Source organism: Sediminimonas sp., assembly GCF_024637375.1.
Lineage (GTDB): Bacteria > Pseudomonadota > Alphaproteobacteria > Rhodobacterales > Rhodobacteraceae > Sediminimonas.
This window is the reverse complement of sequence record NZ_JAGXFK010000051.1, coordinates 31,001-49,439: the sequence shown is the minus strand read 5'-3', so window position 1 is coordinate 49,439 and position 18,439 is coordinate 31,001. Positions and strand designations below refer to the sequence as shown.

Below are 18,439 nucleotides of genomic sequence, written 5' to 3'. Positions count from 1 at the left end.
CATACCCCTGTGATACCGCGCATGACGTGCGGCCACCTTCGCTACCCTGTCCCGATGAGGTATGCCCGTGGCCGATAACGTCTTTGCCTATTCCCCCGTTGAAGCAACCCTTGAGCGCCGCAAGCCGAAGTCGATCTTCTCGACCCAGCAGCGCGAAAAAGAGAAAAAGCCCGCCACCGCGCCCCGGCAAGACCTTCTCAAGCCCACCGAAATCGCCGCCGCCACGCAGGTTCCGCCGAACATCGTCGCCGCGTTCCAGGAAGCCGTGAGCGCGCAGGTGGAAGACCCCACTGCCGCCGCGCGCGTGTCGCAGGAATTTTCAACCAAGCTGGGCCAGCAGTTGCAGCAGGGCGCCCCCATGCGCGAGGCCATGTCGTCGCTTCTTGGCGATGATGGCGATGCGATCGTGGACCGGGCGCTGGCGTTGAATGGGCAGGGCGGCGCGCAGCCCGGCGATGATGGCGACGTCTTCGAAGGCGAGGGCGCGGGATCCCTGATGAAGCGCCGGGGGCAGCAGTTCGCCGCAGGCGCGGCCGACGCCGTGGCTGGCACGCAGGACGCAGCCGGCAGGTCGCAGCTGGAGGGCGCGCGCAACATGCGCGAGCAGGCCGGCCAGCGCATCGACAATGCGAGGCAGCAGGTCGAGGCGCTCAAGGCAGAGTTGCCAAACCTGCCGTCGGACGAGGAACGCGCCTACGTCCAGGAACAGATCGGGCAGCTTGAGGCGCAAATCCGCCAGAACCAGGCAACCGAAACGATGGGCGCGGAAACGCTTCCCGAGACCGCGGGCTTCCAGCGCGGCCAAGCCGTCCTTGATGCGACCGAAAGCACGCTCGGCGCGCCTGACGAGCGCGATCAGTCATTCTGGGGCCAGGTGGCGCGCGGCGCGGGCAACATGACCGGTATGGGCGTCGCCGGCCTGCCGACAGCCGGCGCCGGCGCGGCGGTTTCCGGCATGGGGATGAACGCCCGGCAACTCTATGAGGAAGCGAAAGAGGCCGGCGCCGACGAGGCAGTTGCGGAGCAGGCATCCAAGATTGGCATGACGATCGGCGCGACCGAAATGATCCCGCTGGCGCGCGCGCTCAAGATATTGCCGCCGTCGTTTCGCAAAAAGATCACCAACGGCGTGATGAAGCGCCTGATCCACATTGCCAAGGGGTCAGGTGAGGAAGCGGCGCAGGAATACCTTGCGACCGTTGCGAACAACGTGGTGGCGCAGAAGCTTTATGACCCGGATCGCGGCTGGACCGAAAACGCGACCGAGGGCGCCCTTGTCGGCGCGGTTCTTGGCGGCGGCGCTGGCGCCGTCGGCTCCATGCGTGGAGGCGACGCGGACGGCGGCGACATGGAAGGCGGGCGCGATGGCGGCCCGGTTAATCCGAAGCCCGCCCCCACTGCGCCGCGCAACGCCGGGCCCAACGATGAACCCGCACCCGGCGGCGAACCCCCTGCACCTGCGCCTGAGCCGGCGCCCAACGATGACTTGGACGGCGACGCACTGCCGGAATTCCCCTCCGCACCAGAAGCCCCGCCGGCCGGCCCCCTGAGCCGCGCCGCGGAGCGCGCCGGGCCGTCCCTTTCCAGCGGGCTGACAGATGGCGCGCGCGTGCGCATCACCACGCCGGACGGGATCACGATGGACGCCGAGTTCGTCGAGGAAACGGCCGACGGGCTGATGCTCAACAGCGAGGACGGCCCGCTTCTGGTATCCCCGGACCAGATTGCGTCCGGCGAGATCGAAATCACGGCACGCGATCCGATCCAGGAGCGCCGTGAGGAAATGCAGGCGGCTGCGGTTCCTGATGGCATCGACCCGGATGAGATGGAAGGGCTGGCGTCGGATATAATGGCTGAGCAGGACACCCCCCGCGACCAGGCCGAGGCCATGGCGGCGGAAATCCTGCAAGAACGCATGAAAGGCGCTGCGCAGCGCCCGCCGCTGGATACGACGCCCCTCTTTGCCGACACCGGGACATCGGCCGGCGGGAACGCCAGCACGATGGCCGGCAGGGCGCCCAGCGGCCCCGTGCGGCTTCAAAAGCGGCCATTTACCAACCTGATCAATAGCCGCCTGGGCGGGATCGACCCGGACTCGGAGTTCGCTCGCGAACTGAACCACATCGGCGTAACGCCGCAAAGCATGCCGGGTCTGTTCCGCCATGGCGGCGCGAAAGAGGTCGACAACCTGGTGGCCGGCGATTGGGGCGAATATGCCGATATCGTTGGCCGCGACGGCGAATACCTGTCCCGCCAGGGCGTGATTGACGCGATCGCCAGGGAGGCCGCCGGCGAGCCGGTGCAGGACCAGACGCAGCGCGACCTGCAACAGGAGAAAGAAGCGCGCCAGTGGTCCGACGAGGCGCGCGCGCAAGGCATCGACGTCGACGAGACCGGACTGATCGAGGCGGACCAGAACCAAATAAATGACTTCGGCCTGATCATCCCGCACCCGGAACACGACTTCGCAACGCCGGACGAGCGCGTCGACACCATTGGTGCCAGCCTTCGCCAGACAGAGGTTGAAGGCGGATTTTCTCTGACCGACGCCGAGCGGGCGGAGGCGTTCGACACGCTTGAGCGCGATGGCGGCATCGTCGAAGATGTGCTATGGAGAATACTCGAACGAGAGGTTGAAGATGGCCCAGCGACCGCAGACACCCGGCAAGACCCGGATTCCGCTCCCCCGTTCGGCGAGCAAGACATTCCGCGAGCGCGTCAGCAGCAAGACGCGGCAGAAGGCGCAGGCAACGCTGGACAATCCGCAGGCCAGCAAGGCCGAGAAGGCGGAGGCCGAGCGTCAGTTGAAGATGTTGGCGCACTTGGAGAGCAAGAAGCCGCTGCTCGATCTGAAGTAACCGCGGACGACCAGAGTGCCTCAGCCACGGAGCGCACCCCCGAAGGCGATCAATCTCTGATCCCCGGCGTTACTCCGGTGACGGATGGCGACCGCGCGCAGGCTGGCACACAGCGCCCCATGCGCGGCGGTCAGGAGGCGCCCCCGGAGGGCGGGCTGTTCGACGACGGCGCCCGCGCGCAGGACGACATGTTCGCTCCAGAGCAGACGGCCAAGCCGACGGGCAAAATCCACACCACCAAGGACGGCTACCAGGACACACGCGACGCGGACATGACCACGGTGCGCGATCCCGATGGCCGGGTGATCTTCCAAGGCGAGCCCGACGTCGATCAGGAGAAGGTGCGCGCCGCGATCCGCAAGGACCGCAAGCGTCGCCGCAATGAGGCGAAAGAAAAAGAGCGTGGCGAAGGGCAGGAGGGCGAGATCGAGGCGGCGGCCGCGAAAACCGACCCCAACCCGACGCCGGCACAGGCCGAGGCCGAAAACTACAAGACCGGAAAGACCGAATGGCAAGGTCGAACCCTGTCCATCGAGAACCGCAAGGGATCGACACGCAGCAAGGTCGGCCCCGATGGGAAAACCGCGTGGGAAGTTGAAATGCCCGCCCACTACGGCCGCATCCTTCGCACCGAGGGCGCGGATGGCGATCACGTCGATTTCTACATGGGCGACAACCCGGACTCTGAATCGGTCTGGGTGGTGGATCAGATGGACGCGGATACCGGGCGCTTCGATGAGCACAAGGTGATGCTGGGCTTCAATGACGCGACGCAGGCGGCCGAGACCTACAAGGCCGGGTTCAGCGACGGCAAGGGACAGCAGCGCCTGGGCGGCATTCGCAAGATGAGCGTTCCAGAGTTCGATGCGTGGCTGGAGAGCGACACGAAAAAGCCGATCACGCCCAAGGCCAAGCGGCAGGACAAGGAGGCCGCAACAGGGCGCATCACCACAACTGACGACCGGGGGCCTCATTACGCTGCGGGGCGCAAGGCTGGGGAAAGCGGGGAAGCCCGTGAACTACCGTCATATTTCACAAATGAACGTGGCAAAAACGCGAAGGATTGGCTGGCCGGATATGACGAGGGCAGCAAGGCCGCTGCGACAGCGCCGGATCAGCCTACCGTCCCGCGCGTGATGGTGAACTTGGTCGGGAGCGACGGGAAGAAGGCCGCGGAGCGCGGCGAGCCGCAGCAAAAGAGCGCCCGGCCCGACGCCGCGCCCCAGCAGGAGGACGCGGAGCGTGACGCCCCCACACCCACCACTGAGCCCGAGGCGGGGCAGGGTGAGGCGGTGACGCAACAGGAAGCCAATTCGTCACATGTGGAATTTGCAACGCGGCGAGGTCTTGCGATTGACGATGCGTCCGGCATTTTGGATGGCGCATCCTTCCAGGATTTTGAGATGGGCGAGTTCAGGGTATGGCGCGAAACGCCGCCGCCCGCACAAGACTTTGCCAGGACCGTCACTGTAGGCGGCCGTAAAATTCCAGTTGCCGGCATTGTTTGGGGGGTCCGTGACAGCGTGGGGCGCGCCGGGTTCAGTGGCATTGCCTATGCTGTAGGGTCGGATGGAGAGGCCGCAGCAATAAAGCGCGCCCGCGACCTTGCGACGAAGAAGAATACGGGAGACCCAGCGCCGAGTCAGGGAAGCGCCGCCCCCGAGGGGATGAGCGGCCTTACCGCCGAGGAAAACGCGGAACTGGCCGCGCTTGAAGCGGAACTGTCTGGCATCATGAAGAACCAGACGAGCAGCGGGCTTGACCCGAAGCTTGTCGAACTCGCTTACAAGATCGGGCGTCTCTACATCCGCGCCGGTCGCCGGCAGTTCTCCGACTTCATCAAGGCGCTGATGGATCGCGCCGGGCTGACCTTCGAGCAGGCCCAGCCGGTGGCGCGCAACGCCTACAACCAACTGCGCGACGACATGGATCTCGACGGCCAGGACGTCGGTGACATGCAATCGTCGGCAGAGGTGATGCAGATCGTGCGCGACATGCGCGACAAGCAGGCGGCGGAGCCGGAGCCAGACCGGAGCCAGACCGGAGCCAGACCGGAGCCGGCAGCGGCCACCCGCCCTGAAAGCGTGCGGCTGGCCGAGCACTTCCAGAAGCGGCTTGGCGATGGCGCTGAATACTCGACCATCGTTGCCGCGCGCAAAGAGGCGTCCGAGTTTCTTGGCCGCGACCTGAGCGAAGCCGACTTGAAGATGGTCGAGGAAGCCATGGAGAGTGGCGTTGTGCAGGCGGCGCGCGATATCGTGCGCACCGGCAAGACCGAGGCGCAGAAGTTCGATGAACTGGTCGCGCTCTACAAGCGCCAGCCCAAGCTTGCGCAGCGCACATCGTCGTCGATCCAGTATCAAGCCTATTCGACACCGGCCCCGATGGCCTATCTGGCCTCCCGCCTCGCGGGGATCGACGCGCAGTCCAGCGTTTATGAGCCGAGCGCGGGCACCGGCATGTTGCTGATCGAAGCCACGCCTGCCAACGTCACGGCCAATGAATTGCAGGGCAGCCGATCCGACCTGCTGCAACGCCTCTACAGCGAGGGCGACATTCGCCAGACCGATGCGATGGAGGACACTCCGCCGAACGGTCAGGATGCTGTCATTGCCAACCCGCCGTTCGGCAAAGTGAAGGGCGAGGACGGCCGCAACAAGGAGTGGGCGTTCGAGGGTAGCACCGGCACGACCGGAGAGATTGACCACGCCATTTCGATGCGTGCCCTGTCCGCGATGAAGGACGATGGCCGCGCCGTGTTGATCGTCGGCGGCCACCAGGGCGACGCTGACGCGCGCAAGACCGGCTACCGGGCGCCCAAGCGCCGCGCCTTCTGGAAGAAGCTATACGACAACTACAACGTGACCGAGCACTTCACGCTCGACGGCGACATGTATTCGCGGCAAGGCGCGGGGTGGCCTGTCGACGTCGTCGTGATCGAGGGGCGCGGCAAGAGCGGAAAATCTCTGCCTATGAAAGAGGCGCCTGTGCTGTATAATGCGTGGGATCAGCTGAAAGGTCGGATTGATGGACAGCAAGATAGCCTGGACCCCAGGGGACAGCGATCCGCGGATAGCGGGGGTTCTGATGCCCCCCCCCAGCAAACCACTGACCGAGGAACAGTATCTGGATCATCTGAGGCGTCGGTTCGCCCGGATGGTGCGCGAGACCAAGGAAATGGGCGGAGACCCGTGGGCGATGGCGCAGGAGCGGATGTCCAAATGGGACGGCCTGACGCCCAGCAGCGACCGGGAGATACCGGAAATGCTGGCGAGGCGGTCCGAAACGCTCAGGACGCAGGGGCTGAACCTTCATCTGTTCCCGATCAACCCGGAGAAAATCAAGGAAGAACCGGAGACGCGGGAACCGCTCAGCCTGATGCAGTTCAACGACCTTCTCGCGGCGATCTACCCGACGCCGTAAAGCCCAAGGACACTCGGGCAAAGGTCGAGCGCAACAATACCGAAGCCGAAACCGACTTCCAGGTCCAATACACGCCGCGGTCGAACGCTCAATTCGCGGTCGGCACCCTTGTCCCGAAGAATGTTGCCGACTCGGTCGGGCGGGCGCTTGGGTCGCTTGAAGCGCGGGTGGGCGATATCGACCAGTTCGTCGCGCGCGAACTCGACTATGACGTCGACGATATGCTGGGAACGCCCGAAAAGCGCGGCTATTTCTCGGCCGAGCAGGTCGACGCCATTGCGCTCGCAATCGACAATGTGGGGGACGGACTCGGTTTCATCATCGGCGACCAGACGGGAGTCGGCAAGGGCCGGATCGTGGCCGGCATGATCCGCTACGCGCTGCGTCAGGGCAAGACGCCGGTGTTTTTCACGGTCAACCCCGGCCTCTACGGGGACATGATGCGCGATCTGCGCGATATCGGCATGGGCGACATCCAGTCCGAGGTGATGGTCACGAACAACAGTCTGCGCGCCGGCAAGGCGGTGCCGGTCAGTTCCAAGTCGGGCGATACCATTTCTTCGGGAACGAGCGCGGAGCAGGACGCATGGATTCGCGCCATGCTGCGCGAAGGATCTTTGCCGGAGGGTAAGCGCGTCCTGTTCACGACCTACGACCAGATGACCACGGACAAAGGCAATGTGACGAACCGCATGCGCGCCATGCAGTCGATCGCGCCGAACGCGATGTTCATCCTGGACGAAAGCCATGAAGCCGGCGGGACCGCAAATGCACAGCCGAAGAAGGAAGGAGACCCGGAGCCTCGATCCGTGTTCATTCGAAAGCTTCTGGCGGCGTCTCCGAATGGAAAGATGTTCTCGTCGGCGACCTTCGCGAAAAACTCGGCCGTCATGTCGCTCTACACGTCGACGAACCTGCGCAATGCGCTGCCAAGCGCGGAGAAGCTTGAGCAGGCTGTCGAGCAGGGCGGCGTCCCCATGCAGCAGGTCATCAGCGCGGCGCTGGTGCAGGACGGTCAGTATGTTCGCCGTGAGCGGACCTATGAAGGCATCAGCATGGAAATGGACGTCCTGTCCAGCGATCCCATTGCCGCTGAAAACGGCGCCAAGGCTGTGCGCGAGATTTTCAAACTCGACAGCGGCTTCATGGAGGGAATTCGCGAAGCCTATGCCGAGGAACTCATGGCCGAGGGCTCCGGCGCTGCGCGTGATGCAGCCATAGGCGAAGCCGGCGCGTCGTCGACCAACTTCGCATCGACCATGCACAACGTGGTTGCCCAACTCCTTTTGTCCGTAAAGACCGGTGAGGTTGCCGATCGTGCAATCGACCTGTTCAAGCAGGGCAAGAAACCGATCATCGCGCTGTCGAACACGAACGCCTCGATCGTCGAGGATTACATCAATGATCGCGACCTGTCGGTCGGTGACAGCCTTGACGTTCCGTTCAACGAGATTCTGCGCAGATATCTCGACAGGCTGCGCCGGATCACGATCAAGGATGAGGACCAGAACAAGTCGTACTACTTCCTGACCGATGGCGATATCGAGCGGCTTGGCGGGAGAATTGCCCTCGACGAGGTTCGCGCCGCCGAAAAGATGATCGCGGAAATCGACCTGGGCGACCTTCCCGGCTCACCCATCGACGCGATCCGCGACAAGATGGAGGCGGCCGGCATCAACGTCGGTGAAATCACGGGGCGAAGCAAGCAAATCCGCAACGGTGTTCTGGAGACGCGCAAGAACGACCAGGCGTCGAAAAAGCGGACCATGAACGGCTACAACAGCGGCGAGTATGATGGCCTGATCATCAACAGGTCGGGCGCAACTGGCTTTTCCATGCATGCGACCGATGCGGCGGATAACGACGGCAAGGTGCGCGCCATGCTGATCTTGCAGCCCGACAACAACATTGACGTGTTCATGCAGATGCTGGGCCGGATCAACAGGACCGGCCAGACCAAGCTGCCAGAGTATTACATTTCGGTCTCTGATCTGGCAGTCGAAAAGCGACCGGCCGCGCTGCTGATGAAAAAGCTGGCGAGCCTGAACGCCTCGACCACGGCCAACAAGAAATCCGCCGTGACGATGGAGGATGCGCCGGACTTCATGAACAAGCATGGCGACAAGGTTGTTCGCCAATATCTTCTCGATAACCCCGACGTCAGCGTCGCCACGGGCGTTGCGGCGCCGAAGACCGCCGGCGCATCAGGTGGTATCGCGGCCAAATTGACGGGCAAGCTGATTGTCCTGGGGCCCAAGCGGACGGAAGAAATCTACGTCGATATCGAGCAGGCATACAAGAACTACATCGACGAACTCGACAGCATCGGCGCGAACGACCTGGAAGCGAAGGTCGTGGAAATCGACGCGAAAACCGAGTCGTCACAGGTGATCGAAGAAGGCGTCGCACCGGAAAGCGCGTTCGGCCGGGACACCATTCTGGAGGCGGTCGACGCCAAGATTCTGGGCAAGCCCTACACGCCCGAAAAGCTGGATGAACTGATAGCCGAAGCGCGCGCCGGAAAGAGCATCGACGCACATGTCGACGATCAGATTGAAAAGATGGACCGGCTCTATTCCGACATGATCGACGCCAACAAGAAGCGCCGGGAGGAACTTGTCGAGCGGCAAAAACAAGCCAAGACCGAAAAGCAGAAGGACAAGGTGGCCGACCTGATAAACCGACACGACGCGGCGACCGCCACCCAGCAAGACAAGTTCCGCGCCATCAAGAGCGCCATCAGTCAGTTTGCGCCCGGTCGCCCTATGATGGTGTCGTTCCTGCAAAACGGTCAGACGCAGGATACCGTCTACGCCATGGCACTTGGCGCCGACCTCTCAAGGGTATCCGACAACCCGACAGCGGCGTCGAAGATCAGCGTCAGGATCGCGCTTGCATCGCCGGGGCGGCAGATCACGGTATCCATGTCGCGCCTCACCGACGCTGACGCAGATGACTACTCGATCACCGGAGCCCGCGAAGAAACAGTGCGCAAAGCGTTCGAAAATGGCCAGGCCGAGGCGCGCGAAAAGCGTGAGGTCGTGACCGGCAACGTCATCAACGCCTTCTCCAAGTTCAAGGGGCGCGGCCAGATCGTGATGTTCCGCCGAGACGACGGGTCTCTCGATCAAGGTCTGATGCTTCCCAAGGACTTTTCTGCCGAGCAGGCGATGGCCGATGCGCCGCGTTCGTTCACGAGCGTCGATCAGGCCATCAAGTTCGTGAGCGAGGCGGGCACGTCGAACGCGCCGGCGCTGCTGAAAACGGCTGACGAGGTCATGACGGTGCAGCGCACGCCCGGCTCGCGCGGCGAGTTTGAAATCAGGATCGACAAGAAGCGCGGCCACAAACCGTACATCTTCAACCCGACGGTGCGCGAAATCCTGGGCGACTTTTCCACCCGCTCCGGGCCGTTCAAGAAGTCCATCGAGTCGCGCGATGTGCTGGGCAAGGTTCTGTCTGAATACGAAATGAGCCTTGGGTCGGAGTTCATTGCCGATGCCCACAAGAATGAAGCTCAGGCAATCATCGACGCCGACAAGCCCGCGCCGAAGGCATCGCGGCGCGAGCCCGTCACATCCCTGACCGGCAAGGAGATCGAGCCGAAGGGCGACGGCATGCGCGCGCTGCGCGCCGCTGGCATCAGATGGTATCGCGACAACCTGGTCGGCAAGCGCATCACCAACCGTGAGACGGGCTGGGAGATCGGCTTTACCCGGCGGGGTGCGGCCAAGAGCGTCAACGCGAAGGGCGAGGATCTTGTGCGACTGATTCCGGCGCTGGAGCAAGTCATGACACACGGCACACTGGTGTCCACCATGCCAGACATCTACGGCCGCCAGCAGATGAAAGCAGTACACAAGTTTGCCGCGCGGGTGATGCTGGCAGGTCAGCCCAAGGACGTTGTGGTTACGGTGCGCGAGGATTCCAACGGCCGCATGCACTACGATCTCTCAAAGGATATGAGTGTCGGGGCCCGATTTTCGAAGAAATCGACGGCGAGGCGTGGTGAGACGCACATCGACCCGGTATTGGAAGTCAGCCCCGACACCCTCAACGTAGCCATCGCGCCCGAACCGGTCAAGCGCACGGTGGTGGAACCCGCCGAGGTGCGCGGGCTCAAGGGGCGCCTGCGGGCTGAATTGAAGCGCGTCGGCCTGTCGTCGCGGATCAAGCTGCGAGTGTCGGATGGGCCGATCGACGCGGACTATCCGGGCATGTCTGCGCTCGACGGGTATTTCCTCGACGAGACGATCGGCGTGGCCTCGGACGCAACCGGGGTCGGCGGCGCCATTGGCGCGCTGCGTCACGAAATCATCCACGCCCTGCGCGACTCCAGCCTGTGGGGTGGTTCGCATGGCCTGTTCACGAAGGCGGAATGGCAAACGCTGGTGCGCGCGGCGCGCAGCCCTGCGAACAAGCACCTGCGCGACAAGATCAAGCGGCTCTATCCGGATTTGAACGCAACCGCGCAGATCGAGGAAGTCGTCGCCGAAATGTTCCGCGAGTGGGGCGCAAAGCGCGACACGGCAACCCCGGTCGGGCGCGCGCTGGCCAAGCTGGGCGACGTGATCCAAGCCATCACCAAGGCGCTGCGGCTGAGCGGGGCGGACACGGCCGCGGACGTGTTCGGGCGCATCAACGGCGGCGAGGTCGGCGGGCGCGGTCCGGACGGACCCGGCGGGGGTGGCGGCATGCGAGCCAGTCGGCGCGATCCGGCGCATCCGGCAAACGTCGAACCCGTCTATGACGCAAACGCGGAACGCGGTCGCAAGAAACTTCTCGGCAACATCATGACGCAGGCGATGGCCGGGATGAAGACCGGCGACAGCGCAAATGCCCTGGCGCTTGTTCCCGGCCGCCCCCTGTTCACCGAACTCGGCAAGAACCTGCCTTCGGCGCAGAAATACCTGCGTCTGAAAGAAGCCATGGACACACTGCGCAACGAGCGCCACGGCGATACGGACGAGATCGCGCAGAAATGGCGGCGCCTGATATCCGGCGACAAGATTTGGAAGCGCGGAGACAGGCCGAACAACGCGCGCATGATGGACCTGATGCACGACTCGACGATTGCCGGGCAAGATCCATCCAAGCCCTACATGAGCGTCGTCGAGGCGCGCGACAGCGAGATTCTGGAGACGCACAACCCGAACAGCGTCGCCTACAAGGCCGCCAAGGCGCGCCAGAACCGCGAAATCAGGCGAAAGGCTGACTACGCGAGACTTCGGGAGGCGTTTGACAGCCTGCCGCAGGAATTCCAGGCCATGTTCAGGACTGTCCGCGATGAATATCGCAAACTGGCCGAGCAGTTCGAGAAGGCGATCGAGGAACAGGCGGCAAAGGCCATGACCGTGGCTGTGCGTCGCGCAGAACGCGCCCACGAACGCGAAATCGAGCGCATCAAGGACGACGGGCTCGATGGGGCGGAGAAGGATCAAGCCATCGAGGAAGCCAACGCCGCCTTGAGCAAGGCCAAGTTGAGGACGCGCCTTTCAAAGCAAGCGCGCATCGCCCAGCTGCGCAAGAAGTTCGAAAGCAACAGGATCGAGGGGCCGTACTTCCCGCTGTCCAGGTTCGGTGATCTCTATGTGACCTCGCGCGACGAGAGCGGGAAGATCGTGAGTTTCTCGAAGTTCGAGAAGGTCGCAGATCAGCAGGAAGAAGCCGCGCGCATGCGGCGCGAGGGCTACGACGTCGAAGTCGGGGTGATGAGCGAGACGAACATGCGCGACATGGTCGACCCCGGCTTTGTCGCAGATGTCGAGGGGCTGCTGTCGGAAATCAGCGCCGACAACACAGTGATGGACGCGATCTGGCAGCGGTGGCTGGAAACCTTGCCCGACATGTCGCTGCGCAAGAACCGCATGCACCGGAAGGGCACGCCAGGCTATTCCGGTGACGCATTCCGCGCCTTCGGCACCCAGATGTTTCACGGCGCGCACCAGCTTGCACGCCTGAAATACAGCCTCGACATGAGTGAGGCGCTGGAAGTCGCCGCAGACGAGGCGCGCCGCTCCGATGATCCGGTGCGCGACGGGCTTGTCGTGCGTGAAATGGATCGCCGGCACGAGTATGTGATGAACCCGCAGGGCGCCGCGTGGGCGCAGGGCGCGACCTCGGCGGCGTTTGTCTACTACCTCGGCATGACGCCGGCTGCCGCTCTTGTGAACGTGTCCCAGACCAGCGTTGTGGGCACGCCGATACTCGGCGCGTTCTATGGCAAGGGCGGGATCAGGAAGGCCGCCAGGGAACTGACGCGCGCCATGGCCGACTTCACCACCGGCAAGGGGCATGCGGCTGACAGTTCGCGCCTGACCGACGACGAGCGCGCTGCCATGCACGATGCATATAGCCGCGGCGTGGTGGACAAGAGCCAGTCGCACGATCTGGCCGGTGTCGGCGAGACGGGGGTGGAGTATAGCGCCACGCGCACGATGATCATGGAGAAGGTCAGTTGGTTCTTCCACCACGCTGAGCGTATGAACCGCGAGGTGACATTCCTCGCCGCATACCGCATGGCCAAAGATAAGGGACTGGACCGGGAGGCCGCAATTCAGAAGGCCGGTGACCTGACCTGGAAGACGCATTTCGACTACCAAAATACCGCCAGGCCACGCCTTTTGCAGAACGACTACATGCGCGTCGCGATGGTTTTCAGAAACTTCCAGATCAACATGCTGTGGCGCCTTTTCCGCGACACGCATCAGATGATGCGAGGCAAGACGAAGTCCGAGCGGCAGGAAGCGATGGCGCAACTGGCCGGGATCACGGGTTCGATGATGTTCCACGCCGGCGTCAAGGGCACCTGGGGCTATGCGCTGATCACGGGGCTTCTGGGGCTGTTTTTCTCGGGCGGGTCCGACGATGTCGAGGAAGCGATGGAGACGGCGCTTCTCAACTACCTTCCCAAGGATGCGGCCGGCATGATTCTGAACGGCGCCCCCGGCTATTGGGCCGGAATTGACCTGACCAACCGGATCGGCATGCCGGAACTGTGGTTCCGCAAGCCCTGGCGCGAGTTGGAAGGCGAAGAAGAATACAACTACTGGATTCGGCAGATGCTGGGCGCAGTGCCGGGCATCGGGGAAAACATCTGGCGCGGCGTCAGCATGGTTAAGGACGGCGAGGTTTGGAGAGGCGTCGAGAAGATGACGCCCAAGTTCATCAACGACATCATGCAGACGGGACGCTATTGGGTCGAGGGCGCGGAGACCTACCGGGGCGATCCAATCATTGACGAGTTCAGGGTCGGCGAGCTTCTGGCACAGGCAGTGGGCTTCACCCCGGCGCGCTTGTCCGAGCGTTACGACCTGAACTCGCGCATGAAGTCGCGAGAAAGGCGGATCATGGACGAGCGGGGCGATATCCTGGCCGCTGTGCGCAAGTCGCGCCGCGAAGGCGACGGGCTTACGCCGGCCATTGTCGATCTGATCGTCGACTTCAACAGCAAGCACCCGACCTATCCGATCACGGTGCAAACGCTCAAGCAGTCGATCCGGGGCGGTATGCGCGCGAGCCAGCGCAATGTGCAGGGTGCCCAACTTAACCCGCGCCTCGATTACACGATCCGCAGCACGACGCGCGATCCGATCTACGATTGACGGCTTCACCATTGCCGCAAGATGTGGTAATGGTGGCTCCACAACACCGCGCATGATGTGCGACCCGCAGAGAAAACGAGGTTTTCAATGGGTTCGCATGTCCGATCCTCACCCAGCGTCACCGAGATAGCCCGCGAGATCGTCTCGCGCGAGGGCGGGTTTGTGAACGACCCCGACGATCCGGGCGGCGCGACCAACTATGGCGTGACTATCCACACCATGCGCAGGCTGGGGCTTGACCTGGATCGCGACGGCGACGTGGACGTGGCCGACGTGCGCGCCCTGACGCGCCAACAGGCCGTCGACATCTTCATCAAACACTACTTCGAGGCGCCGCGGATCAACCTGCTGCCCGAGCCGTTGCAGGCGACGGTGTTCGACATGCAGGTCAACGCGGGCGGCAACGCCGTGCGCATCCTCCAGCGGCTTCTGGCGGAATTTGATGAGCCGGTCACGGTGGACGGCGCGCTGGGGCCCAACACGGCCGCCGCTGTTGCGCGGGCGTTCGAGAAGGCCGGTGACCGCCTGGTAGACGCCTACGGCATCGCCCGGCGCAACTATTACCTGCGGCTGGCCGACCGCCGGCCGGCGTCGCGCAAGTACGCCCGCACCCGCGTCGGCGGCAAAGGCGGCTGGATCAGGCGGGCGGAGAGTTTCATCAGTCCGCGCTTTCACCTGAGCACCGCGGAGTTTGAGGAAAGGGTAAAGGCATGGGGCTGATTGGAAAACTTATCGGCGCGCTGTTCGGCGGCGGGCGCAACGTCATCACCGAAACGGTCGAGACCTTTCGGCCGAACGCGGAGGCCGCAGATCAGCGCGAGGCAGGCGCACAGCGCGCCGCGCTCGAACAGATGGCGGCCGAGTTCGACAACTCCGGCGGGTGGTTCAACAGCCTGATCGACGGCATCAACCGTATCCCGCGTCCCGCAATGGCGCTTGGGACGATCGGTCTGTTCGTTGCGGCGATGGTCGATCCCGTGTGGTTTTCGTCACGGATGCGCGGCCTTGCGCTCGTGCCTGACCAGTTGTGGCTCCTGTTGGGCGCGATCATCACCTTTTACTTCGGCGCGAGGTATTCTGCCAAGCACCTACAGGCCGGGAAGGCGATGGCGGCCGTCGCCGCGCGAACCCCGCAGGTGGTCGAGGATATTGAGGCGCTGCGATCCCTGAACAGCGACACGCCGGGCGCCGCCGATACCGGATCTGACGCCAAGGTAACCCTGGAAACCGTAGAAAGCGCCGCGAGTGATAACCCGGCAGTTCGAGATTGGCGCAGGGAGTCCGGCCGATGAGCGTATGCACCATCACGGGCAGCACCGTTGACGTCGGCCTCGGCGCGCAATCCGGGGTAACGCTGACCTTCACACCGCATCCGCAGAAGATCGGCGCCGACGGCGATGCGATTGTCCTGCCGAGCGCGAACCAGACCGGCGGGCACACGGTCACATCGGACGACAACGGTGATTTCTCGATCGACCTGACGCCCGGACGCTATCGCGTGTTGGTCGTGTGGCAGGCGGGCGGGTTCAGCCAGTCGATCTTCGCAACCGTCCCTGAAAGCGCGACCGCCTATCTGTCGCAATCCATGGATCTGCCGCCACCGCCCAGCGTCAATGCAGCCGAGCAGGCGGTTATCGACGCCCGCGCGGCGCGAGATACGACCAACATCTACAAGGGTGATGCCGAGGCCGCAAAGACCGCATCCGAGACGGCCGCCGCCAACGCTGCGCTGTCCGAGCAATCGGCGGCCACGGACGCGACGCGGGCCGAAACGGCGGCGAGCGAGGCGGAGAAGTCCGAGTCCAATGCCTTCACCCACTCCACGACGGCTGACGCGCACAAGAGCGCAGCAAGCGCCGCAAAAGTGGCCGCCGTTGACGCGCAGGCCGGAGCGGAGGCCGCTCAGACGGGGGCCCAGACGGCTCAGGCTGCATCGGAGGCCGCGCGGGACTCGGCGTCGGGCCACAGGCTCAACGCCCAGAATGCGCAAACCGCCGCAGAGGCCGCGGAAGCCACCGCCACAACCAAGGCCGGGGAGGCATCGGCCAGCGCTACAGCAGCGGCAGCGTCAGAGTCTGGTGTTGCCGCAGATGCCAGCGCTGCGAATACAAGCGCGATCACGGCAGACCAGAGAGCCACCGACGCGGAGACTGCGCGGGTTGCCAGCGAGACCGCCTTGACCAATGCGCAGATAGCGCGAACCGGGGCGGAGACTGCCGAGACGGGCGCAGTTGCGGCAAAAGATGCAGCCCAGGCAGCGCAGACCGCTTCTGCGGCAGCGCAAACCGCGGCGGAATCCGCTGAGACCGGCGCTGCCACATCCGAGACCAATGCCGCGGCCAGCGAGACGGCCGCCCTTGGCTACCGGGACGATACGCAGGCGATCCATGACAGCATCGCTCCCCAACTCGTCCAGATGGCCACAGCCTTCACCAACAGCCAGACCCGCTACATCGACGCGCACGCTTTCTCGTAAGGAGACCCGATCATGACCGTTGAACAAGAAGTTGCCAATCTGACCACTTCGGTCGACAGCCTGACGGCTGCTGTGAACGTGAAGAAAGCCACGCTGGACACCTCGGTAACCGACAGCCAAGCAGCCCGTGATGCATCCCAGGCCGCCCGTGACACCGCGCTGACCTACCGTGACGCCGCCCAGGGTCATGCAAGCAGCACTTCTGCGGATGCGTTGCTGGCATCGCAACACGAGGACGGCGCCGAGCAGGCGTTGCTGGACGCCCAACAAGTTGCCTACGGCACTGATCCAGTGTTTGACACAGTCAAGGTGACTGGCAGCATTGCAGCTCCCGGCCTGCCAGAACTTGACGGTGGTCTCGGCACACTCTCCGCGGCGTTCGGGCAAGCATACCGCGAAATCGAGCGCCTGTCGGGCTCACAGGAAGCGAACACGATCACCACGCTGGCCCTGTTCAACCTCGCGGCCGCCTTGGGCCAAGTATCGGATCAAGTCAACGGCGGTCGCACCGAACTGACCGGCGGATCGCTTGACGCCCCGGCGCTGCGCATCGGGACGGTCGGTATCTATTCATCCGCCGCCGACACCCTGTCCATTGCGATCGGCGGGACAGAGGTGGTCCGCTTCACATCCGCCGGTCTCACCGTCTACGGCACCGTAACACAAGCCTGATCAGGAGATCATCATGTCCTACAAGTTGAACCAAACACCGATCGCGGGAGAAAGCTTCACCCGCTGCCCGCAGGTGATCATCGACAACCAGCTTGGCAAGACGCCACGAGTGACGTTCCATCAGGAGACGATCATCGGCACGGACGGGGGGCAAGTCATGCACATGCCTGCATCCCCGCTGCCACTGGCATTCGATCCGGCCGCCGTCATTCCGATCATCGACCCGGAAACCGGCGCCGACACGGGCCAGACCACAACGCAGGGCGAAATCTACGCGCTGGTCTATTCCGCGTATCTCGCCACAGCAAATCCGCCGATTGATCCGACAGCAGGAGAAGTATGATGAGCGTCAGCGTCGATATTCAAGCCGATCTGCGCAAGCAGGTCGAAACCATGTCGGGCGGCGACATGACCGTGCGCTTCACGACGAAAGGCCAGCCCAGCTACTTCTACCGGCTGCGGAAGTTCCTCGTCGAGGATCTTGACGCGAGCCTAGGATCCGGCGTGCACCCGGCTTTCGTCGTTGACGGCGTGACGAAGGATGAAATCTTGGTCGGCGTACACCCGGCGGCAGAGGTGAGCGGCGAGATGGTGTCGCAGGCGGGCCTCGTGCCGCGCACCAGCATCGACCACGACGAAGCCGTAACGCTGGCACGCAACAGCGGCGCGGGCTTCTGCGTGGCGACAAATCCGATGTATGCGGCGCTCGCGCTGAAAGCGCGTGCGGATTTCCGGTTCCCGCGCGGGAATAATGATTCTGGCAGGGCCTACAACGACGACACCGAGTTCGGCGTCGACGACAACGGCGACCCCGGCGACGGCAGCACGACGACGGTGATCCGCGCAGGCAGCGGCCCGGTGACCTGGAATTACCCGCCAACCCCGTGGGGCGTGCAGCTTCTCAACGGCAATGTGTGGGAATGGGCGCCCGGCATGCGCATCGTCGACGGAGAAATCCAGATCATCGCGGACAACGATGCCGTCCTGTCAGCGACCGACCTGAGCGCCAGCGGACCCTGGAAGGCGGTGGATGCCGCCACGGGCGCGCTGGTCGCCCCCGGCACCGCAGGCACCGTTCACTACGCCACGTCCGGCACGGCGGCCGGCACGCTGGTGTGCAGCTCCGGCGCGGCGTTTTCCACGATGACGGCGAACTCGGTGTCCACGGCCGCGCTTCAGATTCTCAAGCAATACGGGCTGATACAGCCGGGTGCACCGATCGAGAGCGACCGCTTCTACATCAACGTGGCCGGGGAGCGTTTGCCGGTCCGCGGTGGCGACTGGAGCTATGGCGCCGGTGCCGGGGTCTTTGCCCTGTACCTGAACATTGCCCGGTCGTACTCGATCTCGGGCATCGGCTTTCGCCCCGCTTTCGTAATCTGAAATCCGACCCCCTGAAATCTGAG

At 63.8% G+C, this 18,439-nt stretch carries 7 protein-coding genes; all 7 read left to right on the top strand.

Annotated elements, in window-relative coordinates; all coding sequences use genetic code 11:
- The first annotated feature begins 67 nt into the window (after positions 1-67).
- Positions 68-13,885, top strand: a complete 13,818-nt coding sequence (locus Q0L89_RS08085; RefSeq protein WP_296763690.1) for a PLxRFG domain-containing protein — start codon at positions 68-70, stop codon at positions 13,883-13,885.
- Between the two features lie 87 nt (positions 13,886-13,972).
- Positions 13,973-14,605, top strand: a complete 633-nt coding sequence (locus Q0L89_RS08080; protein ID WP_296763688.1) for a holin-associated N-acetylmuramidase — start codon at positions 13,973-13,975, stop codon at positions 14,603-14,605.
- Positions 14,596-15,177, top strand: coding sequence for a holin family protein (locus Q0L89_RS08075; protein WP_296763687.1), 582 nt, complete (start codon positions 14,596-14,598; stop codon positions 15,175-15,177). Before Q0L89_RS08080 ends, Q0L89_RS08075 begins: the two co-directional genes overlap by 10 nt.
- Complete coding sequence (locus Q0L89_RS08070) at positions 15,174-16,361, top strand: hypothetical protein (protein WP_296763685.1); 1,188 nt, start codon at positions 15,174-15,176, stop codon at positions 16,359-16,361. Before Q0L89_RS08075 ends, Q0L89_RS08070 begins: the two co-directional genes overlap by 4 nt.
- Positions 16,362-16,373: 12 nt before the next feature.
- The gene (locus Q0L89_RS08065) at positions 16,374-17,033 is read left to right on the top strand and encodes a hypothetical protein (protein WP_296763684.1); all 660 of its coding nucleotides are present in this window, start codon (positions 16,374-16,376) and stop codon (positions 17,031-17,033) included.
- 13 nt (positions 17,034-17,046) lie between these two features.
- Positions 17,047-17,376: a hypothetical protein gene (locus tag Q0L89_RS08060; protein WP_296763682.1), complete on the top strand. Its 330-nt coding sequence runs from the start codon at positions 17,047-17,049 to the stop codon at positions 17,374-17,376.
- Positions 17,376-18,416, top strand: a complete 1,041-nt coding sequence (locus Q0L89_RS08055) for a hypothetical protein (protein WP_296763680.1) — start codon at positions 17,376-17,378, stop codon at positions 18,414-18,416. Before Q0L89_RS08060 ends, Q0L89_RS08055 begins: the two co-directional genes overlap by 1 nt.
- The last annotated feature ends 23 nt before the right edge of the window (positions 18,417-18,439 follow it).

Coding starts and splice junctions, on each gene's coding strand:
- Q0L89_RS08055 (WP_296763680.1), top strand. CDS start 17,376: ATGAGCGTCAGCGTCGATATTCAAGCCGATCTGCGCAAGCAGGTCGAA.
- Q0L89_RS08075 (WP_296763687.1), top strand. CDS start 14,596: ATGGGGCTGATTGGAAAACTTATCGGCGCGCTGTTCGGCGGCGGGCGC.
- Q0L89_RS08080 (WP_296763688.1), top strand. CDS start 13,973: ATGGGTTCGCATGTCCGATCCTCACCCAGCGTCACCGAGATAGCCCGC.
- Q0L89_RS08070 (WP_296763685.1), top strand. CDS start 15,174: ATGAGCGTATGCACCATCACGGGCAGCACCGTTGACGTCGGCCTCGGC.
- Q0L89_RS08060 (WP_296763682.1), top strand. CDS start 17,047: ATGTCCTACAAGTTGAACCAAACACCGATCGCGGGAGAAAGCTTCACC.
- Q0L89_RS08065 (WP_296763684.1), top strand. CDS start 16,374: ATGACCGTTGAACAAGAAGTTGCCAATCTGACCACTTCGGTCGACAGC.